Origin of the sequence: Desulfosporosinus metallidurans (genome assembly GCF_001936615.1) — a bacterium.
GTDB lineage: Bacteria > Bacillota > Desulfitobacteriia > Desulfitobacteriales > Desulfitobacteriaceae > Desulfosporosinus > Desulfosporosinus metallidurans.
The window spans coordinates 40018-59993 of the sequence record NZ_MLBF01000026.1; the positions used below are offsets into that span (position 1 = coordinate 40018).

Annotated in this window: 22 protein-coding genes; 2 read left to right on the plus strand and 20 right to left on the minus strand. The window is 43.0% G+C overall.

Features of this window, described 5'->3' with window-relative positions; translation table 11 throughout:
* The first annotated feature begins 45 nt into the window (after positions 1-45).
* A complete protein-coding gene (locus tag DSOL_RS15265) occupies positions 46-558 on the plus strand; it encodes a hypothetical protein (protein ID WP_075365693.1) in 513 nt (170 codons plus the stop codon).
* Positions 559-570: 12 nt separating this feature from the next.
* Here the strand turns inward: DSOL_RS15265 and DSOL_RS15270 are convergent, their stop codons facing one another.
* From DSOL_RS15270 to DSOL_RS15360, 19 genes are all read right to left on the minus strand, one after another.
* The gene (locus DSOL_RS15270; RefSeq protein ID WP_075365694.1) at positions 571-1356 is read right to left on the minus strand and encodes a pseudouridine synthase; all 786 of its coding nucleotides are present in this window, start codon (positions 1354-1356) and stop codon (positions 571-573) included.
* Between the two features lie 91 nt (positions 1357-1447).
* The gene (locus DSOL_RS15275) at positions 1448-1804 is read right to left on the minus strand and encodes an SMR family transporter (protein WP_075365695.1); all 357 of its coding nucleotides are present in this window, start codon (positions 1802-1804) and stop codon (positions 1448-1450) included.
* A gap of 3 nt (positions 1805-1807) precedes the next feature.
* On the minus strand, positions 1808-3154 hold the full coding sequence (locus DSOL_RS15280) for a hypothetical protein (protein WP_235838844.1): 1347 nt from the start codon (positions 3152-3154) through the stop codon (positions 1808-1810).
* Positions 3155-3214: 60 nt separating this feature from the next.
* A complete protein-coding gene (locus DSOL_RS15285) occupies positions 3215-4225 on the minus strand; it encodes a decaprenyl-phosphate phosphoribosyltransferase (RefSeq protein WP_083642624.1) in 1011 nt (336 codons plus the stop codon).
* Between the two features lie 50 nt (positions 4226-4275).
* Positions 4276-4815, minus strand: coding sequence for a spore maturation protein (locus DSOL_RS15290; RefSeq protein ID WP_075365696.1), 540 nt, complete (start codon positions 4813-4815; stop codon positions 4276-4278).
* Positions 4812-5393, minus strand: coding sequence for a nucleoside recognition domain-containing protein (locus tag DSOL_RS15295; RefSeq protein ID WP_075365697.1), 582 nt, complete (start codon positions 5391-5393; stop codon positions 4812-4814). The genes DSOL_RS15290 and DSOL_RS15295 overlap by 4 nt, the downstream gene beginning before the upstream one ends.
* A gap of 110 nt (positions 5394-5503) precedes the next feature.
* Complete coding sequence (ytfJ, locus tag DSOL_RS15300) at positions 5504-5950, minus strand: GerW family sporulation protein (RefSeq protein WP_075365698.1); 447 nt, start codon at positions 5948-5950, stop codon at positions 5504-5506.
* Positions 5931-6632 carry a DUF2953 domain-containing protein gene (locus DSOL_RS15305; RefSeq protein ID WP_235838845.1) on the minus strand — a complete coding sequence of 234 codons (702 nt, stop codon included), beginning with the start codon at positions 6630-6632 and terminating at the stop codon, positions 5931-5933. The genes ytfJ and DSOL_RS15305 overlap by 20 nt, the downstream gene beginning before the upstream one ends.
* 415 nt (positions 6633-7047) lie before the next feature.
* A complete protein-coding gene (locus DSOL_RS15310; RefSeq protein WP_075365699.1) occupies positions 7048-7851 on the minus strand; it encodes a helical backbone metal receptor in 804 nt (267 codons plus the stop codon).
* A 96-nt stretch (positions 7852-7947) separates the two neighbouring features.
* Positions 7948-8481: a flavodoxin domain-containing protein gene (locus DSOL_RS15315; protein ID WP_075365700.1), complete on the minus strand. Its 534-nt coding sequence runs from the start codon at positions 8479-8481 to the stop codon at positions 7948-7950.
* A 548-nt stretch (positions 8482-9029) separates the two neighbouring features.
* Positions 9030-9587 carry an SMC-Scp complex subunit ScpB gene (gene scpB / locus DSOL_RS15320; RefSeq protein WP_075365701.1) on the minus strand — a complete coding sequence of 186 codons (558 nt, stop codon included), beginning with the start codon at positions 9585-9587 and terminating at the stop codon, positions 9030-9032.
* Positions 9588-9592: 5 nt separating this feature from the next.
* Complete coding sequence (locus DSOL_RS15325; protein WP_075365702.1) at positions 9593-10369, minus strand: segregation and condensation protein A; 777 nt, start codon at positions 10367-10369, stop codon at positions 9593-9595.
* Complete coding sequence (trpS, locus tag DSOL_RS15330; protein WP_075365703.1) at positions 10370-11344, minus strand: tryptophan--tRNA ligase; 975 nt, start codon at positions 11342-11344, stop codon at positions 10370-10372.
* A 46-nt stretch (positions 11345-11390) separates the two neighbouring features.
* On the minus strand, positions 11391-12056 hold the full coding sequence (locus DSOL_RS15335; protein ID WP_235838846.1) for a site-2 protease family protein: 666 nt from the start codon (positions 12054-12056) through the stop codon (positions 11391-11393).
* A gap of 14 nt (positions 12057-12070) precedes the next feature.
* Positions 12071-14620 (minus strand): CBS domain-containing protein, encoded by a 2550-nt coding sequence (locus DSOL_RS15340; RefSeq protein ID WP_075365704.1) that lies wholly within the window; start codon positions 14618-14620, stop codon positions 12071-12073.
* A 187-nt stretch (positions 14621-14807) separates the two neighbouring features.
* Positions 14808-15770: a LiaI-LiaF-like domain-containing protein gene (locus DSOL_RS15345; protein WP_075365705.1), complete on the minus strand. Its 963-nt coding sequence runs from the start codon at positions 15768-15770 to the stop codon at positions 14808-14810.
* Positions 15767-16222, minus strand: a complete 456-nt coding sequence (locus DSOL_RS15350; RefSeq protein ID WP_075365706.1) for a PspC domain-containing protein — start codon at positions 16220-16222, stop codon at positions 15767-15769. Before DSOL_RS15350 ends, DSOL_RS15345 begins: the two co-directional genes overlap by 4 nt.
* 230 nt (positions 16223-16452) lie before the next feature.
* Positions 16453-16794: a hypothetical protein gene (locus DSOL_RS15355; RefSeq protein WP_075365707.1), complete on the minus strand. Its 342-nt coding sequence runs from the start codon at positions 16792-16794 to the stop codon at positions 16453-16455.
* Between the two features lie 96 nt (positions 16795-16890).
* Positions 16891-17850: a magnesium transporter CorA family protein gene (locus DSOL_RS15360; RefSeq protein ID WP_075365708.1), complete on the minus strand. Its 960-nt coding sequence runs from the start codon at positions 17848-17850 to the stop codon at positions 16891-16893.
* 149 nt (positions 17851-17999) lie between these two features.
* On the opposite strand from DSOL_RS15360, the gene DSOL_RS15365 reads away from it, so the two are divergent.
* A complete protein-coding gene (locus tag DSOL_RS15365) occupies positions 18000-18665 on the plus strand; it encodes an HAD family hydrolase (protein ID WP_075365709.1) in 666 nt (221 codons plus the stop codon).
* Between the two features lie 151 nt (positions 18666-18816).
* On the opposite strand, the gene DSOL_RS15370 is transcribed toward DSOL_RS15365, so the two are convergent.
* Entirely contained in the window at positions 18817-19875 is a 1059-nt protein-coding gene (locus DSOL_RS15370; protein WP_075365710.1) for an LCP family protein, read from the minus strand.
* Between the last annotated feature and the right edge of the window lie 101 nt (positions 19876-19976).

Below are 19976 nucleotides of genomic sequence, written 5' to 3' on the forward strand. Positions count from 1 at the left end.
GTGGACATACTAGAACACAAGATGCGTCTAAAGGAGGATAAATTAATGCTTAATACAGTCGTTGCCATTTTTAAAGGGCCGCAACAAACGAAAGAAGCAATTGAAGAGATCCAAGGGGAATCCCTAGCGAATAGCAGAATATCAGTCATAGTCCGTAGCGAATATATCCACCAGGGCGAGTTCAAAGAAGAAATTGCTAATGAATTAGCTTATTACCCCAGTGAGATTAACTTGGACAAATTTAATGCTTGGTTAGTTCAAGCTCCACCATTTACAGTACCCAACTTAGGCGAAGTTGTAGTCGCCGGCCCACTGGCCACTCAACTTATGCACCAACCACAGAGTCGGGGGCTTGTGGAAGTGCTCCTCAGCTATGGTCTTTCTGAAATCCGTGCTAGGCACTATGAACATGAGGTACGGACAGGGCATTGGTTAGTACTGATCCAAACTCATCATGAAAAAATTAATTCAGTAGCCAACGCTTTGCGTTCTTTTGGCGGAAGAGACATTGAAAAATGGAGAAAAGAAATTGATCATCCTATTTATCCTATTGGCTAAGCACCAGTAACTTCATAGGCCAACTGTAGAACGCAATTCCTTTACTTCTTGACGTGTAAGTGCTCTATAGGCGCCAGAACAGAGAGTCTTTTCCTGAGTTAACGTTCCAAAACGAATCCGTTCAAGTTTAACGACTGGATATCCAATGGCTGCAAACATTCGGCGGATTTGACGATTTCGACCTTCATGGATCGTCACCTCAAGGACTTCCAAGTGATCACCCTTAGAGTCAAGGTTAGTTCGCTTCAAAACACCGCTCACGCGCTCAACTTTAGCTGGAGCGGTGTTTCCATCTTCAAGAAGTACTCCCTGTCGTAAACGTTCAAGGGCATTAATTCCTACAGGACCTTGCACCCAGACCCTGTACGTCTTCTCAACTCCGTACGACGGATGCATTAAGCGATGAGCTAATTCTCCGTCGTTAGTAAGAACCAATACACCCGATGTATCATAATCCAGCCTACCAACGGGATAAACTCGAGTTGGAACATCTTTCATTAAATCAACCACAGTGGGACGCCCTTGGGGATCACTCGCACTAGTAATCACACTAACTGGTTTATTGAGCAAGTAGTATTGAAACTCTTCAAATCGTTCAACTGGCTTCCCATCAACTTCAATATGGTCTTTTATACCGACCTTTGTCCCTAAAGCAGAAATTGTATCTCCATTAACCGTAACTCGCCCCTCCAGAATGAGCTGTTCAGCATGTCGTCGTGAAGCGACTCCGGCCTGGGCGAGTACTTTTTGCAAACGTTCTCGGTTCTCTGCATTGAAAACTATGTTTTTACTTTCCATGAATCTCCGATCTCCTTCACTGTTGAAAACTATCCGTTTTTCTGGTGCAAACTTGCCATCTTAACACATAGTATACCATACCTGAAATAATCTAAGAACGAGCCACAAACACCACCCCAATCACGATAAACGACACCCCGATTGCCCGGTAAAGGGATATCTCTTCTTTAAAGTAAAAATATGAAAAAAACATAATCACGATATACCCAAGGCTTACTAGCGGGTAGGCGTAGCTGAGCTCAACTTTGCTTAATACCTTAACCCAAAGCACAAAACTCAAGCCGTACATTACCATTCCTAACATCACTGGTCCATTCTTCACAATAGCTATAAGGCTCTGGAGCAAATGAACGCTTGAAAAATCGAGTTCTAAACGCTGAGCCCCGATCTTAACGAATATTTGTCCCACTGCTCCAAGAAGCACGGATATCAGCGTTAATGCTAACATGTTTCACCCTCGCAATTTTATCAAAATACGTTCAATACTGCTCCAGATTCCTTCAATACCCAGTACCACATATAAGGTCAAGCTTAACACGGTTGGAAAAGCATAACGGCTTTGCCCTTCCGTGAGGAAATAAACCCCAGCAAACATATAGAAGGTAATGAGAAGGAATAGACATCCTTTATCACGGCTATGGCTTGATATATACCACGTTTTCTCTCTGTGCTGATAATTTTCCCGGGCAAAAAACAAACCGAAATGCATTATGGTATAGCTTAAAATGCTAGCGATGCCTCCGATAAACACCGACGCTCTTATGAGTTCTGTCGCCTTAAACCACTTGATTTGGAGGGAAGGGGATATGCCGCTTCCATAAAACGCTAAAAAAATATCTCCATAGTTTTTATCTCCATATTGGATAAACGTCCTCTTGACTCGCTTTAAACCTAAGCTAACAAATTCTCTCGGGTGGCCTACAATCCATGCCTTGGCGGCACGACTCAACATTTTATTTTTTTCAGTCGGGTTTGCCGACCGATAATCCGACCTGTTGACCACAGAGTTTTCAACGTTTTCTGCGGGCATCCAGCCACTAAGTTTGTTTTGTGAGTTATTGTTAATATAAAGGACAATTCCGCCATTATTTGAAACATAAGTAAACTCGCCAGTAAGCTTGTAGTTACGATAAAGCCACGGGGCTAGGACAACTCCAGCTAAGAGAATAACAACCACACCATTTTTGAAACTTTTCAAGAACTCTTTATGCCAAACGAGATCAGTAAGGATTATAGTCAGGGCAAAGAGCGGGAAATAGGGCTTTAACATGGTGTTTAATCCGGTGATAACCCCGATGGACACATATTTATACTTTATATCAGATAAATAGACATAAGTTCCAAGCAACAAGAGGGTTGTAAACAATATCTCTGAAGCAACATTGCTATTATAATAGATGTTCATTGGAAATAAGACAAAAAGTACAAAGATACGTTTACGCAATCTCTCGGCAATTCCTATCTTTCCCAAAATATGAAGCACGAGCACATTATTTAGCGTACTTAAAACCAAATTAAGCGCTTTCGCTACCCAAGTCGAAGCCCCCAGTAGCCAATAAAAAGGAGCTAAAAAGATCGGATACCCAACCGTAGTGTAGGTATCTCCCCATTGTCCCCCGTTGGCTATTTGAGTTGCTATTCTCTGATAATACTCAAAATCAGAAACAGGTTCTGTTCGTACTAAGAGAACCCATAGAACGCTTAGCACAAATCCCAGAATTAAAACTAAATAGTAAAAGGAACTCAGCTTTTTCAAGCGTAAGCCAGTTGATCCATCCTTTAGGCCACCAGAAAACACAGCACAACCTCATTCACTTTCTATGAAAAATTATTATCTCAAGTTTGATTGCCAATTTTTCTAACTTAAAATATAGAGGACCGACGTCAGCCACAACAAGACAGCGACAATAATGTGAGGATCTTTGGTCACCAATTTCGAGGGATCCCCCCCTTTACCAATCCGGATGAGGTATAGATATCGCCACAAGCCGTAAATCACAAAAGGAACCGTATAGATCAAGGTTGTCGTGTGATGCAATATGACGGTACTTGGATCTATTACATACAGGCTATAGGTCAATATAACTGCCCCGGCTGTAATTCCCAAAAGTTGATTTAATAGTTCCAAACTGTAATTCTTCAGGACCGGTCGATGAGCGCTAGCCCCCGTTAATAAATCATTGAGTTCTGCCCACCTTTTGCCAAAACCCATGAAAAGGGCGAGGGTTAAGCCGCTCAGCAGCAACCACTTCGAAGGTGCAATTCCTACGCCCCATGTTCCCATTAAAATTCTAAGCATAAAACCGAATGCGATTAATAAAACATCAAGCAACACGACTTGTTTCAATCCCTTAGAATAAGCAATATTTTGGGCCAAATAATAAAGCAGTATTCCTAGCGCAATACTGGAAACAGCCAAACCTAACAACATGCCTATTAAGAGAAAAAAGAGAAAGATAACTCCCGCTACCCTGGGCGTAACTGCTCCCGAAGCAAGAGGACGATGACATTTCTTCGGGTGCATCCGATCACGTTCCCGATCAAGAAAATCATTTAAGACATAAACTGCACTAGAAACAAAACAAAATGCAATTGCCGCAGTTATCGCCTTGAGCAACAGATCGACATGGCCCCAGTTTTGTGAGAAAAGCATCCCTACCATGACAAACGAGTTCTTAACCCATTGCTTTGGCCTGATTAATTGTCCTAACGCTTTAACAGTATTTTTTGTATTCTCCAGCGGCACACCCTTAATATTTCTAACTCTAACCCCGAATTCAGAGCTATCTAAATCTAGAGTACAATCGTTACTCTCTTCAGTGACGAGTGCTTCATCCTCACTATATGCAGGTAAAATAGTACAAAGCATACTAATGATGCCCCCTTTCGGCCTCACCATTAGTATGTACAAAGCACATATCAATAAAACGTCTTAGTGACAATCCATACAGAAGCGATTAAGCCTATAAAATCCGCTAATAGGCCCAGCTTAAGTGCGTAACGATATTTCTTGATTCCAACGGAACCAAAATACACCGTTAGCACGAAGAATGTAGTATCCGTACTTCCTTGAAGAGTTGATGCTAACCGACCAATATACGAGTCAGGACCATACTGATTGATAAGCTGTGTTGCCACCCCTAATGCTCCCGATCCACTAAGTGGGCGCATGATTGCTAGCGGGATAATCGCAGCAAAATCGGGATCCAAGCCTAAACACCCGAAAAGTGGTTGTAGCCAATGTGACACGATCTCGAGCGCTCCAGAGTCAACGAAAACCCGAATTGAAAGTAGCATTCCAATTAAAAATGGGAGAATCCGCACGCCAGTTTTAAACCCATCCTCTGCTCCAGCAACGAAGGATTCATAGACAGGAACTTTACGAAGGTAGGCCAACACCGGAATCAGTAACAGGAGTAGTGGAATCGCCCATCGAGAAATCTCGGCAATAACATTCATTTTTTCCTCCTATAACGAATCAGGAAATCTACGAAAATGGCAACTGTCATGGCACACCCTGTCGCAATGATTGTTGTTCCGATGATTTCCGTGGCATTCACTGAATTTGCCTTAAGCCGGACGCCTATAATCGTGGCAGGAATTAGCGTAATGCAAGAAGTATTGAGCGCTAAAAAAGTACACATTGCGGGACTTGCCACATCTGGCGTCGGGTTTTCCTTTTGTAGTTCTTCCATAGCTTTCAATCCGAAAGGGGTCGCGGCATTTCCCAAGCCTAATATATTAGCACTCATGTTCATAATAATGGCCCCAAGTGCTGGACTTTCTGGCTTCAGTGAAGGAAACAAGCGACCGATCACAGGACCAAAGATGCGGGCAATCCCTTTTACTAGACCAGCATCTTCAGCCAAACGCATGAGACCTAACCATAAGCTCATCACACCAATTAGTTCAATGGCAACCTCGACCCCAAGTTCTGCAGCTTTCATTGCAGAAACTGTTACATTTTCAATGTGCCCCGTAAGTGCAGCTACAATAATTCCAATCGCCAACATTAATAGCCAGATGAGATTAACCATTTCCCACCCCCTTGTCTCAATGAAATGTATGAAAAGGACAAACAAAAAAGAACGAAATCTCTCGTTCTTTTCGTTGACCTTATATGATCTTGACAAATCATATCTTGGATTTAGTCACGGGCGATAATAATGTCATCCGCCAATGGTTTTTTCTTCCTATTTATCATTCCAGTCAGTTTATCTAACAAATCAGGAACCGTATCCAGTAACCGATCAATGACCACATTCCCATCCACAGGAAGAAGACGAATAGTTCCATTACCTACGACCAAAAAACCGACAGGTTGTACTGATACTCCAGCACCAGCACCACCTCCAAAAGGAAGTGAGCCTCCGCCTCCTTGTCCAGTTCCGCTCCCTGCATTATCTTTATTATCTTCTGGTGGTGCAAACTCACTGCCGCCTGCTGCGAAACCGCAAGAAACCCTCGAAATTGGAATAATTACGGACCCATCAGGAGTTTCTACTGGATCTCCAACGATCGTGTTCACATCCACAATCTGTTGGATACTCTCCATAGCTGTTTTCATTAACGATTCAATAGGATGATTCCCCACGTGACTGCCCCCTTATACCCCGCTTAAATGTTCTCAATACATTTAATCCTACAAAAATAATATGGCCGATTCTTAAGTGGAATATGCATCGAATATCACATAAAAAGCCTTCTTTTTTATATTGAGGGACAACTATAAGGGCAGGACATGAGACCTCGACCTTCACCTGTTGATAAAGGCGGGAAAGTGCAAAACCAAACATAGTCCAAAAGGCTCCTGCCGCAAGTGCTGTATTGCTCGCATCTTTATATCCAATTTCTATGCGCCAGTTGATATCTTTACAATGAATTCCCCTGTAAAATCGACTCTTCACCCGATTAAAATATCTTATCAAAACGGGAATCTTCAACCAAAGACGGGACAACCAGCCTCTGCGTATATAGCGTACACGTGCTTTCTTCGTCGCATGGCGTGTTCCACCTCTCGCCTTTACAACCTCTTCCATTTCGATTTGGGGTCCTTTTTCCCACTCTAATTGAAGAGTTGGGATTTGATATTTAATATGCCATAACCCATGAAAGGCACGAAAATTGATATCAAGATGATCTTCCTCTTCGATACGCCGGTATCGAAAGTCTACTTCAGCTTTAACCGTTAAACTAAGCAGTGATAGAATAGCCACAGCGAGCAAGAATGCTAAAACTCGCAACCAAACCCCTCCGTACTCCATATCCGTCGTCATGGTGTCTGACTCTCCTAAATAGGTAAGATGCCCGATTTTGAGGAACTTTATGCAATTAACGACTAATGACTTCGTCATCTGCAGGGAACTCTGAATTATAATTCAATCGAATAACCGGAAGGTATTTCCTATCCAATTCTAGTATTTTAACCTAGAAGCTGCAGAAACTAAGCCGATGTCTAATTTTGTGTGATGGAGGTTTTGGTTATGAGAAAGGTTGACCCTGGTAATTTCAATTTTCTTCAGCCCGGTTGGTTTGTTCTCCATGTACTTGCAATATTTGGAACGATTATGCTTGGAATGGCCCTAGAACGAAGAACTTGATTTGCTACGTAGTCCAAGGATTCACCCTTGTCCCCGGGCCACCAAACTGGTGGCCTTACCAGTTAGCTCATCAAGTAATTCTACCCAAAAATTATCTGGCAATCAGGATTTCCTGCAATTTCTCCATGCCCTCAATCAACCTTGGTCCAGGTCTGCATATTGTGTGACAAGGAATAGGATAAACCCTCTTTTCACGAACCGCAGTTATCTGCTCCCAATCCTTTGTAATAATGTCATCCACCGTTCTCTGGCAAATAGGATTCTTGGCAACACAGCCACTGCATTTTGAGGGTACAGATTGTCCTTTTTCGATGCCGCAAAAAAATATAACTTCGGGATCAAATTCTTTGATTTGATCCCGAAGCACTCGAACATAGAAATCCTCAGACTGGAAATCCATCAATTGAGCACCCGCAATTCGAAGAGCATCATATTGAATTGATCGAGTTCCCTGTGTAACAATAGGATCTGTACTCATTAAGTAAAAAACCCTTCGAGTTCTTCCTTGGGACCTTCGGCGAAGATTCCGGACCCTCTCTCTCAAAGAATTAATGACTGGTTGAGCGGAAATTTCAGTTCCACAAATCCTTGCCAACTCACTCATCAGCACGAAAACGTCATCAACTCTTGAGGGCGTTGAAGCAAGGACTTTAATCTCAGTGTTTTCCAGTTCCGCGATAAGTTTTTTGTGCAATGCCTGATCGGCTAAGAGGAGATCCGGCTTGAGAGAAAGAATTTTCATTAGTTGCGGCTGTCCAAATGTACCCACTTTATCCTTAGCTTTCGCATCCTCAGGGAAATTGCAGTGTTCCGTTACTCCCACCACCTGTGTTTGTAAACCTAAAAAATATAGAATCTCTGTGTGTGAAGGAACAAGAGAAATAATTCGTTTCATATTTGTGCTCCCCTCCCATTTGAAAATTCCATCGTTCTCTGACCCCAACAGGCCCCTTGAAACTCCCCATACTTTGGAACTCACATAATAGAATTTTTATGAAGTAACATAGGCGATTATTTCTTCTATTTTATTCTTTCTTGTATAATCTGCTGGTTTGTTAAAAATTTCGAGCATACCTATTTCATCAGATGTTAATTTCTTTTTCCTTTTCACCTTCCATTTTATGGATGTCTTCAGTAATCTCATAAGCATTTTATCAAAAAAATTTAGTTTACGATAATCAAAGCCCCCCCGTAAATAAAAGAACCGTATAAATTTTTGCTGCTCGGAAGTAAAGTTCTTATTTTTCACTTCACTTACCACCTCTTCTCTTAAGGGCGACACCCCCGTAGCAAATACAACAACTTTTTTATCTTTTAATTTGTCAAGGTTTTGTGCTATAAACTTTACTCCGTTGATACCGACGGCATACAAACCGCCACCATATATCACAGTCTCATAGGCTGTCAGCATATTAGTAGTGACTTCTGAACCATCAAAAATATCAGCTGACAACTCCTCCGAAATCCATTCTGCATATTTCTTTGTGAATCCTGTTTTTGATTTGTATATTACCACAGTTTTCATCACTTTCACCTCGAAATATAGACTTTCTCGCATCATCTTCGTTTATAACCATAAAGTTTATAACCTGCTCACAATTAATCGGCGATGACTTGGATGTATATATCAGTGAGCTATCAGATGGGCTAGAAAAGCGATTTGTTGATTAACTCAGACCCTGCAATGCGTTTAAACTCTTTTTCAATAAGGTTCTCAGCTACAACTGGTCTGACGACGTTATTATCCGTCCAAAACGTCCTAAAAAACATCCCATGTGCTTTCCAAAGACGAGATTTTGTCCATTACTGATCATGTGCTTAACCTTAAGCACAAAACGATTCTCCTGACGACGTATTCTTCTGGACTGAGAATTAGCGAAACGCTCTATAATAAAAACCAAAAACTAAGTCTTAGTAAGAATTTACGTTAAGGCACGTCATTCCAATCCTTACTAAGATAATAGAAAAAGCCATTAATAATATTTATTAACGGCTTTTCTCTATTCGTTGCCAAACTTGGCGAAAACGCTTGAGCCCTAGTTTAACCTGCGAGATCATGTTTGAGGTGTAAAGCTAAGTTCCCAACTCTAGTGTACACGCCACTTCATCATCCACATTCAAACCCACTTCAAGGTTCGGCAAATCGTCTAATGACCGCAAACCAAAATGAAGAAGAAACTGTTCTGTCGTTGCATAAAGAATGGGCCGCCCCGGACCTTCCTTACGACCTACATCTTTCACTAATCCCTTCTCTACTAACGTGGCCAAGGCTCGCTCGGATTGGACCCCTCTGATGAAGTCTACTTCCCCTCGCGTAACCGGCTGTTTATAGGCAATAATCGAAAGCACTTCAAGGGCTGCATTGGAGAGGGCCTGAGCAGGTTGTTTATAAAGAATCTCAATATAGCGGGCTACTTCCGGCTTAGTCCCCAATTTATATCCACCATTGATTTCGAGGAGAGTTAAACCGCAAGAATCCACGGCATACCTGGTACGAAGCTCGTGAAGTAGCTCTTCAATTTTCGAACTATCCAATTCAAGAATCTCCCCGAGCAATTCAGCGGTGAGCGGATTCTTGGCAACAAATAAAAGGGCTTCCAAAGCAGCCGTTTCCGGTTCCCGAAACAGCATTCCATCTACTCCTCTTCCGTGAATTCCCAGGCTTTCTTCGTTGGAAATAACATAATATCGCTCAGCATTGCTGACTGTTCAGCCCGAACTTTTCCAGATTTCAAGAGTTCCAGCAAAGCCAGAAAAGAGACAACTACTTCCATGCGTGATCCGATCCGCATGAGTTGTCCAAAACGCATCCCATTCGGATGCAGAAGTACGCGACGCAAAACATCTGTGAGCATCACCTCAATCGCGATCTCGTCTGGCTCAACATGCTGGATTTCTTCCCCTTTTTCAGCTCGTTCGATCACCTGGCAAAAAGCTTGCCAAAGGTCATCGAACGATACTCCCATGAGTGGATCCTCGGGCTCGACATCCGCTAGTAAGCCCTCGACATCAACCTCACGATAATAGGAGCGTCCTGATGAAGTTTCCAACGCTTCTAAAACTTGCGCCGCTTGTTTATATGCGCGGTAAGCAATTAAGCGTTCAACCAGTTCTTGTCTTGGATCTTTTTCCTCATTCTGATCTTGTTCATTTTTCGGTGGTTTCGGCAAAAGATCTCTAGATTTAATATAAAGCAATTGGGCTGCGAGGACTAGAAATTCTGATGTAACTTCCATATCCAAAGACCCCATTTGCTGTACCGCTTCCACGAACTGGTCGGCAATCCGCGCGATCGGGATATCATAGATATCCACTTTTTCTTGTTGAATAAGGGTCAACAGTAAATCAAGTGGTCCCTGATAGGCAGGGAGTTCAACCTGCGGAGCAGTTTTCCCACTATTCCCCCATTCCATTTACAGCCCCATGACGCAGTGAACTTCTTTCATAGTCACCGAGGCAGTTTCCCGAGCACGTTCTGCCCCTTCTTCTAGAACCTTCTCCACGCGGCCTGGTTCCTCCCAATAAATGCGTCGTTCCCTAAACGGGTTTATAAGCTTCTCCAAGTTCTCCGCTAGATGCCGTTTACAAGCTACACAACCCACTTTTCCGCCGCGACAATTTTCTTCCACTTCCGCAACTTCAGGAGTGTATATCTGATGGAACTTATACACAACACAAACTTCAGGGTGCCCAAGGTCATCTTTACGTAGCCGGGCTGGGTCGGTAACCATTTGTTGAACCCTCGTCTTGATCTCCTCAGGAGAGGCCGTTAAGGAAATGGCATTGTGATAACTTTTACTCATCTTACGCCCATCCACCCCCGGCAAGAGAGGCACTTTGCCCACAAGATCTTTCGGTTCAGGGAATACCGTTCCGTAAAGATGATTAAAACGACGGGCAATTTCCCGACAAAGCTCAACATGCGGGATCTGATCTTCCCCGACCGGAACCACACTTGCTTTATAAAGTAAGATATCCGCTGCCATTAAGAGGGGATACCCTAAGAATCCGTACATGCCTAAGTCTTTCCCCTGTTGACTCAATTGTAGAATTTGATCTTTGTACGTAGGAACACGTTCCAGCCAAGACAAGGGCGTAAACATACCTAATAGCAATTGAAGCTCGGCGTGTTCTTTAACCGCTGATTGAATAAAAACAGCGCTTTTCTCGGGATCAATTCCCACACTAAGCCAATCTAAGGCGATGTCCCTCCGCAGACGAGGAAAATCCAAGTGGTCCTCATACCCCGTCGTCAACGCATGTAAATCCACGATGGAAAAATAGCACTCATAATCCCTCTGTAAGGCAACCCAGTTCTGGATTACACTCAAATGCCCAATATGCAATGCGCCAGTGGGGCGCATCCCACTAAAAATTCTTCCTTTCATAACTAACACTCCTTTTTTCATCTTAGACAGTGTTTACAAAATTGTTTCAACTCAACCACAATGGCCCGAGAAAAGGAGTTAAAACGAGGGTAATAATGGTCTGATAAGCATAAGCAATCCCATTCACCGCAGGAAATAATACCTTACTTAAAATATCCGTAAAGAGAAGAAGAACTAAAATGATCATCCCATACTGTTCAAAAGCTAATAGCCGATAAGCTAAGCGTTGGGGCAATATCCCTCCGAGAACGCCAAACCCATCAAGCGGGGGGATTGGCAAGAGGTTAAAAATTCCCAAGCCCAAATTCATGAGCACAATAGCTTTAAATATAAGCGCAATAACGCCACTCCATGCAGAACCATGGATCCAGTGCATCGTCAAATACCATAAAAATAGCGCCACAAATGCCGTGAGTAAATTCATAAGTGGACCAGCCAAAGAAACTAACATTCGCCCTCGCAGTTTGTTTCCTTTGAAATATTGGGGGTTGGTCATCACAGGCTTAGCCCAACCAAATTGGTATAAGAATGCCATCAGCGTTCCGAAGAGATCCAGATGCACAAAAGGATTCAACGTCAAGCGCCCCTGACTTCGAGGTGTCGGATCTCCCAAACGGTCTGCGACCCAAGCATGCGCAAATTCGTGAAAGGCAAAGCCAATCATCAAGGCAGGAATATTAGCTATTAAAGATGGTAAATTAAAACCAGACAAATGTTTTCCTCCTTCTAACGCGGGGTGTCAACCCAATGTCGAACTATCCCCTTCTCTTCTTCCAAAGTATGGATCCGGCCTTGCAGCCAAGCCCGACGCACTTGGTCTAGGATTTTTCCAATCTCCGGCCCCTGCTTAACACCCATCTGGATAAGTGTCTTTCCATTAAGAGACATGTTGATCTTTTGACTAGCCTCCAGATATTCCGTGAGTAACTTGCTAAATCGTTCATCTCGAGTTAAAACCATTACGACTTCCTTGGGAACTTTGTTTAGCAATGCGTCCATCTCATTCAAAGACAGTGGATTCGATAAAGACTCGCGTAAGGATACGAAGGTCATGGTTTCATCACGAAGAGATCTGTTAAGGATGACTCGATCAAGCACTTTTTCAATGACTGGCGAGTCCATGTCGGAAATAGAGATTAGCCAACGCGTGTTTAGCGACCAATCGGCACTATCCTGCTCATCCTCTAAATTAAAGTTCCAAGCATAATCATCACCAAACCACGCTTTAAACAAGCCGCTTCGGATTAAGGTCTGCCCCATAGCCAAATAGTTAATTTCTTTAAAGATATGCAAGATTTCTTCTGTAAACCGTTCAACACTAAGTTTAGCAAGAACACCTGACTCTATCGCAGTATATAACGCTTCAAGAGTTTCTTTGGCCAAACTAAAATGATATCGTTCTGCAAAACGTATCGCCCGAAGCATTCGGGTCGGGTCATCAATAAAACTAAGATTATGTAAAAAACGAATTTTCCCTTGCTGTAAATCCCGCTTCCCGCCATAATAATCCACAAGTTCTCCGAAATGCTCAGTATTCAGACAAATTGCCATGGAATTTATGGTAAAATCCCTACGAAACAAGTCATCACGCAGACAAGATTCCTCAACTTGAGGAAGTGCTCCGGGAAAGGAATAATATTCCCATCGCGTACTAGCCACGTCAAGATGACTCCCATCGGGGAATGTAATCTGAGCCGTTCCAAACTTTTCATGCTGAGTAAGCTTTCCATCAGGCATACGTTGTATCAAAGCCCTTGCAAATTGACCGCCGCTCCCTTCGACGACAAAATCCAAGTCTTGGGTTGGGAAAAACAGTAATAGATCCCTGACGAACCCCCCTACAAGATAAACGGCACACCCTTCTTCTTCCGCAGTATCTCGTACCGCTTTAAGGATAGTCTTTATTTCCTCAGGCAGGCGTTCTATCAAATCCAAAATATCCTGACGCATTGCGACACTACGCTCGCGCACAAGTTGCATTTCAATAGGAACCGAACCTCCGTGAACGAGACGCAAAACATCGGACCGGGAAACGATGCCAACTAGGTTTCCATCTTCAACCACCGGGAGACGCCCAATATCGTGCTGGACCATCAGCCGCTGAACTTCATCCAATGGTGCCTCTACATCCACTGTGGTTACTTTTGTCGTCATAAAAGCCTTTACTGGTGCGTGTTGCAAACCGTGTTTAATTGCTTTATCCACATCACGGCGGGAAATAATTCCCACCAAACACGTATCCTCAGTCACTGGTACCCCGGTGTGCCCGTAACGCAAGAGCATTTGCTCTACCTCACCCAGCTTCGTCTCTGGAGTTACGGTCTTAACCGGATAACTCATCATATCTCGAGCGAGGTGAGGCCGTTTAGCACGACTTTGAATCGCTGAGCGCAGTTGTTTTAAAATAACCGGCAGTTCGGCATCCTTAATCGTGGCAGAAGCAGCTCTCGCATGTCCTGCCCCACCAAATAATTGTACTAATCCGTTAACAGGTAAGCCTCTCCCTCTTGAACGACCCACGAGATACACCCTATTCTCCATTTTGACCAATAAAAACCAAGTATCAGCGCTCTCAAGTTCCCCGACTCTGTGAGCCAATAAGGCAAGCCCACCGACATAGTCCTTGGTCTCCGCATACGAAAGATACACTGATAACCCATCGAAGAGTTCTGTCTGACCTTGGTCAAGCAATTGTTGTAATAGATCTTTTTGTTCCTCTGCAAGAGGCCTACGTAAATATTCGGCAATAACCCCTAAATTCGCACCTTGCTCTAACAAATAAGCCACAGCGCGAACATCACGGACTGTGGTACTATCAAACAATAAACTCCCAGTATCGTCATAAATTCCAATAGCCATTAGCGTTGCTTCAAAACTACTTAACGGTAACCCAAACCCAGCCAATTTCTCAACGAGGAGCGTTGCGCACGCACCAACCGGTTCAATAACCATTTCCGGTTCGAGTTTTCCAGCATAAGGATGGTGATCGTAGATCTCTATCTCAATCCCTGGAATTTGAGCCACCCTTTCACCCAGCACACCCGCACGTTTAAGTGAATGGGTATCAACTAGGATAACTCGGGAAACTTCGTCCACGTTAATATCTTGAGCTTTGCGAAACCGAAGTTGATCCTTAGAAAGCGCCAAAAAGTTTTGAACATAGACATTAGGTTTCCCGTCAATCACTAATACGCTGTTCGGATAGAGTTTTTGAGCGGCCACCATCGACGCTAGAGCATCAAAATCGATTTGGCGATGGGCCAAAATAATATCCATAATTACATCCTCAAACCTTATTAAAAAATAACTTATTTTTAAATTATATCATCTTTGGCCTGTTTCCAGCAACAAATATGCTCACCATTCGTTCTGTACCTTTTCATCCGACACATTGCTATTCGACAGGAGAGGTTTGCACTCCTCTCCGTAAATCTTCCCTATTCAAGCTGAATGTAAACCCTAACTATTGAATACTGAGATTTGGTCGTTCTAATTGAACAGATCCTGCAGCTGTCGAAATCTCTAAATCGATTTTTGTCTTCGCTTGAGCAAAGTTCGAGCTGACCCAAGTCTTATCCTCTAGTAATAACCCTGAGCCCATGAAATTCGTACTTGTAGCCACTCCGTTTAATCGAATTTTCAGCCCTACATTTTCGGGAACGACCAACGTTAATTTAGAAGCGCCACTGTCAATTTTCCCTTGGGTGGAAACCCCCATGTCTCCAAATTGGAGTTCGAACTTACTAGCTCCAGTTCCAATTTTAAGATTATCCACCGGAAGACGGCTTAAATCAACTGTCCCGTCGATCGCACCGGCGGTAATATCGAAATCATAGTGTACCTTGGTTGATAAGTTTAGTTCTAAATCGTTCTGATTACTCATATTTGCATTTCTTCCCCATGTAGGGGAAGACAGTGTAACATTTAGAGTGTCTCCTGATAACCGGGTACTAACACCCGATCCGTTTGTCCCTTGCCCGGAACCCTGATTTTTTCCTTCATAGCTTCCCGTTATAAGTTGGCGTTCACTGTTCCCAGGATCAAGGGCCCGTATTTGAATCTGAGATCCCCCCAAATTCAGATTAACCTGTGCTTTCTTTACATTCGAAGGTAACGATACATTTATGGGCTTAGTTACGGTAGTCCCACTGTTAAACGGGATATTCATTTGCCTAGGTACAGGCGTATCTCCCACCACCAAGGAATATCCAACCATGCTCAGGAGAAAAACCAGCAAAACAGTACTAAACGGTATTCGACGGCTAAACAGCAACCCGATTCCCGCTAAAATAAGAATTAATGGCCATAGTTCAACGACGTTCAGCCAAAAATTCCATGACAATTTTCCATAGTTGAGCAGGAAGAAGACAACCCCCAATGCCATCAAAAGCAGCCCACGGCTTACAGAATCAAAAGTTCTTCTCATTTTCTACCCCCCCGCCAAATAATTGCAAGACCTATAAGAATAAGAAGAAGAGGCCACATTTTACTCATATCGAACCAGTGCGGGAGCAACCGTTCAAGCAGAAAGAGAACTCCTAATGTCACCAAAATTCCACCGGCAAATTTCGAGCGATTTTCATGATTCTCGTGTCTACCAATCCCCTTAGCCGCCACTTCTACATCTGAGACCATTTCCTGGACAACATTCCCTATATCACGCTTATGATGCTCCGTATGAACGCCCTGTTCCGCAGGATTTACGGGAACAATCACCCAGGCGGCCAAATAAGCCAAAAAGCCTACACCTCCGGCAAACGTCGCAACTAAAACAATGAGTCGAACCAAGGTTACATCAACACTAAAATAGTCGGCAAGTCCTCCGCAAACTCCTCCAATCATCTTTTCTTGTACCGAACGGTATAATCTGTCTGTCATGTTCGTTCCTCCTAATAAGTTCTGATATTTTTTTGTCTACACCTCTATTACGTTAGAAGGAGTCAAATTGTTTCAGGCAACGATAACTAAATTTTGTCCGCACCCAGTTCACAGTCACAGTCACATACATCGAACCATATCACAGTACTTTATTGCATAATAAAGTACTGTGATAAAAATAGGACATCAAGCCTTTAAAGCTTAATGTCCTATCAAAAAATGATCTGAAATTAGATACTATCATTAATTTCTTCAGTTGCTTGTTCAATCTCCTGAGAAGTCATACCGCTTTTACCCAGATTAAACTTGATTGCATCCGTCCAAAAAGCACATTTTGCACTTATTTTTTTGAACGTTTTAGCATTAACTTTACTCGTTTTAGCTCTAGCATCTGCATTTGACTGTACTATCGAACAAATATAAAGAGCTTTTACACGAGCCTCTTGATCAAGCTCATTAAAGGTCTGATTCAGTTCCGCAATTAAATTGCGATAGTACTCCGAAAACTCCTCAAAAGGAATCTCCGTTTCCATATGTAAGTATTCTTTCAACTTTTCAAGTAGCTTTTCCAATGTGCACCCTCCAAAAAATTCGCCTTCTAACAACCTTATATAGTATATAACCATTTAATTAAAATGACAAGAGCACACGACTAGTTTTGCACATTACTAGTTAAGCCACTTTTTCTTCCAAAAATATGCCATGACGATTAAAACAATAAGAGCAGATAATCCATAAAACACACTAAGACCATAAGTTGTATGAAGCAAGGGCATGACTTCAAAGTTCATTCCAAAAAAACCGGTCAACAGAGTAATCGGTAACAGTATGGTCGCTAAAAGCGTCAACAACTTCATAATATCATTGGCATGATTATCAATGGCTGCTTGATATGCTTCTCTTAGACTCTCAATCATTTCATGTGTTTGATGAACATGATCCATAGCGCGCCTCATGTCAAATATTAATTCCTCTTGGAGATCCCCGTACACTGCTTTTTCGATATTCTTGAAACGCTCAAAAATACTGCTATGGGCATTCAAAGATCGTTTCAAGCCCAAAATTCGGCGGTGCAAGGCAATAATTCGTTTTAATTGCCAGGAACGGGGGGCAGTCAGAATCTCCTCTTCCAGAATATCCATTTGGTCTTCAATGATATCCAAACGTTTCTGATGGTGACGCAACACTCTTAAACCTATGGCACAAGCCAGCTCTAGGGGATTTGACAGAATACCCTGTTGGGCCCATTCGTCCAAACGCTCTGATGACATACCGTTCCATTCTAACAAAACAAAGGCCTTGGGAGTTAGAAAGATGCGAACTGGACGTTCCTTCCCTTGCTCATCAATATCTCTAAAACAAACATAATGAACATTCGTCCTCAACCGATCAAAATGGGGACGAAAAATTATAGATCCTTCTTTGCTTCTCCCTCTCGACTCCTCAGTTTCTCGCTCACGCAGGTGTTGAATCCATTCCGAGAGATTATCTTCAGACAATAAGGATGGTACCTGATCCCATTCTTTAAAGTCCAGCACAAAGAATTTAAAACCTTCCTCTACTCCAAGATGTGGCTCTCCTTCCTGAATTTTTTCGATACAGTGTGAAGTAATACAAAACTCTTCCATCCACCAATCTCCTCCGCCCATGGTGCCGTTCTTATGGATATCCGACTTTATTACTATACCATAATAAAGACTGGATTCCTCGCATTTAAGCCCAATCGATGTTACACTTTTGATTGAATCTTGTAATTCCGCCGAAAGGAGAAACATAAATGATCCGAGCCGCAATTTTTGATTTAGACGAACTTATTATCGATCTAGAGATAATCCACAAAGACGCAGAACGTCAAATTTGCATAGATTATGGTTATTCCTTTGATGCCCTTTCTCAAGACCTCCGATTTAACTCCTCTGGGCTCAGAGAAAATGACATTTTGGAACGAATTCGGCAAGAACTAAACCTCTCTGTACCCATAGCCGAGCTCATCCTACGCAAGCAAGCCCTTTTTGCCGACTCGATGATTAACGAGGTCATTCAACCAATGCCCGGTGTCCCCGAAACGATCCGCTCCCTGCAATCGAACGGATACCGCCTGGCCCTGACTTCTTCGGGTTCCCGCCCAAGGGTTGAGATGGTCATAAAACGATTAGGCCTATTAGACGCCTTCGAAATAACGGTTTGTGGAGAAGATGTTCGAGTAGGCAAACCAGATCCCGAACCATACCGCCTAACTACTGAACGTCTAAGAATCCTCCCTAGCGAAGGCGTGGTTTTCGAAGACGCTGATGTAGGAGTCCAGTCCGCCAAAGCGGCAGGACTTTGGTGCATTGGAGTCCCTAATCCTGCCGCTGCAACGAAGCAATCCTTAAAACAAGCGGACTTAGTCCTCACAGATCTTACTCATTTTTCTCTCGACCTTTTTAAGCAGTTTCAATAATCCCCTAGCCCATAACTTTGCGCTTGCAAAAGCGAATCTTCTTTGATCGAGCAGTTACCAAACTTGACTCAAGTGCGCTTGCATACGCGGAGCGGTTGGCGAGATCAAGCAAGTGAGTGTTGTAACGCTAAGTTCTTTAACGCGAAGTTCCCTACTTGAAAAACACAGAAGTCGTCTTTCCCTCTTCAAAAAGCCTTTTCACAATAGCGCGTGACTTCAGTGGGTTAACTTTCCAATAACTGATACCGTTTTCGGTGAGAAAATCGCCTGGTAGAGTTTGGGCAGAAATCTCCGGCTTTTCATTACGCAGCAGAACATTCGTCAGAGACCATAGCTCATTTACTGAAAGGTTTGTTTCCACGGATTTGGACATTTGTGGGATAAGCCAAGGCAACTTAGGAACTGTCTTTAACTGCATGAATTCCTTCCCCATGGCTTTTAGAACGGCCTGTTGCCGTGACGTTCTTGATATGTCCGCAAAGGCATCATTGCGAAACCTTGCATATTGCAAAGCCTGAGCTCCATTTAAACGTTGTGTCCCTTTCTTTAGATTAATTACACCATCTGTCGCGTCTCCAGTAAGATAATACATATCTTTTTCAACCGTAAGAGTTATTCCCCCTAGGGTATCGATAATTGATTTGAACCCTGAAAAATTCGTAAGAACATAGCCATCAATAGTCTGTCCAATTAAACCTTCGATCAGAGCGGTAGTCGTTTTAAGTCCTTTACCTACTCGTGCAGCGGCATTAATTTTGTTCTGTCCATAACCAGGTATCGTTATTTGAGTGTCCCGGGGAATGGAAAGGAGGGCAATTTTACCGTTTCTAGTATTCACGCTGGTTACTAATAGTGAATCCGTATTGCCAAGCGATGTTTCTCCAATCCGGCGATCTACCCCGACCAAAAGAACGGTAAAACGGGTAGCCTTAAGATCAGGAACCGCGTTGGGAGGATCATTTGCGCTTCCAAAGATCAAGTCTGGTTCACTAGTGATCTGTTGCTGTGTTTTTTCTCCAAGTTGGTTTGGTTCACTTGGTACCTGGTCACTCGCACGGATGATAGGTTTCTCTTCATTCCCAACAACTTGACTCACAAGGACTGCGCCCAAAACCAAACTGACACCCAAAAAGAACCCAACCAGTATGGGTTTTTTATATCCCCTAATGACCCGGAAAATCGTGCTGCCATAATATTTATTTTTCTGCATCCGAGTCCACTCCATTTCTAACACTTTTTCTTTAGCATCAAACAATTCCCATTGAAATATTCCATCGTTTTGATAGAAAGCCTAAAATTATAAAGAAAAAA

Coding starts and splice junctions, on each gene's coding strand:
- DSOL_RS15265 (WP_075365693.1), top strand. CDS start 46: ATGCTTAATACAGTCGTTGCCATTTTTAAAGGGCCGCAACAAACGAAA.
- DSOL_RS15270 (WP_075365694.1), bottom strand. CDS start 1,356: ATGGAAAGTAAAAACATAGTTTTCAATGCAGAGAACCGAGAACGTTTG.
- DSOL_RS15275 (WP_075365695.1), bottom strand. CDS start 1,804: ATGTTAGCATTAACGCTGATATCCGTGCTTCTTGGAGCAGTGGGACAA.
- DSOL_RS15285 (WP_083642624.1), bottom strand. CDS start 4,225: ATGCTTTGTACTATTTTACCTGCATATAGTGAGGATGAAGCACTCGTC.
- DSOL_RS15290 (WP_075365696.1), bottom strand. CDS start 4,815: ATGAATGTTATTGCCGAGATTTCTCGATGGGCGATTCCACTACTCCTG.
- DSOL_RS15295 (WP_075365697.1), bottom strand. CDS start 5,393: ATGGTTAATCTCATCTGGCTATTAATGTTGGCGATTGGAATTATTGTA.
- DSOL_RS15305 (WP_235838845.1), bottom strand. CDS start 6,632: ATGACGACGGATATGGAGTACGGAGGGGTTTGGTTGCGAGTTTTAGCA.
- DSOL_RS15310 (WP_075365699.1), bottom strand. CDS start 7,851: ATGAAACGAATTATTTCTCTTGTTCCTTCACACACAGAGATTCTATAT.
- DSOL_RS15315 (WP_075365700.1), bottom strand. CDS start 8,481: ATGAAAACTGTGGTAATATACAAATCAAAAACAGGATTCACAAAGAAA.
- scpB (WP_075365701.1), bottom strand. CDS start 9,587: ATGCTGTTTCGGGAACCGGAAACGGCTGCTTTGGAAGCCCTTTTATTT.
- DSOL_RS15325 (WP_075365702.1), bottom strand. CDS start 10,369: ATGGAATGGGGGAATAGTGGGAAAACTGCTCCGCAGGTTGAACTCCCT.
- trpS (WP_075365703.1), bottom strand. CDS start 11,344: ATGAAAGGAAGAATTTTTAGTGGGATGCGCCCCACTGGCGCATTGCAT.
- DSOL_RS15340 (WP_075365704.1), bottom strand. CDS start 14,620: ATGGATATTATTTTGGCCCATCGCCAAATCGATTTTGATGCTCTAGCG.
- DSOL_RS15345 (WP_075365705.1), bottom strand. CDS start 15,770: ATGAGAAGAACTTTTGATTCTGTAAGCCGTGGGCTGCTTTTGATGGCA.
- DSOL_RS15350 (WP_075365706.1), bottom strand. CDS start 16,222: ATGACAGACAGATTATACCGTTCGGTACAAGAAAAGATGATTGGAGGA.
- DSOL_RS15360 (WP_075365708.1), bottom strand. CDS start 17,850: ATGGAAGAGTTTTGTATTACTTCACACTGTATCGAAAAAATTCAGGAA.
- DSOL_RS15365 (WP_075365709.1), top strand. CDS start 18,000: ATGATCCGAGCCGCAATTTTTGATTTAGACGAACTTATTATCGATCTA.
- DSOL_RS15370 (WP_075365710.1), bottom strand. CDS start 19,875: ATGCAGAAAAATAAATATTATGGCAGCACGATTTTCCGGGTCATTAGG.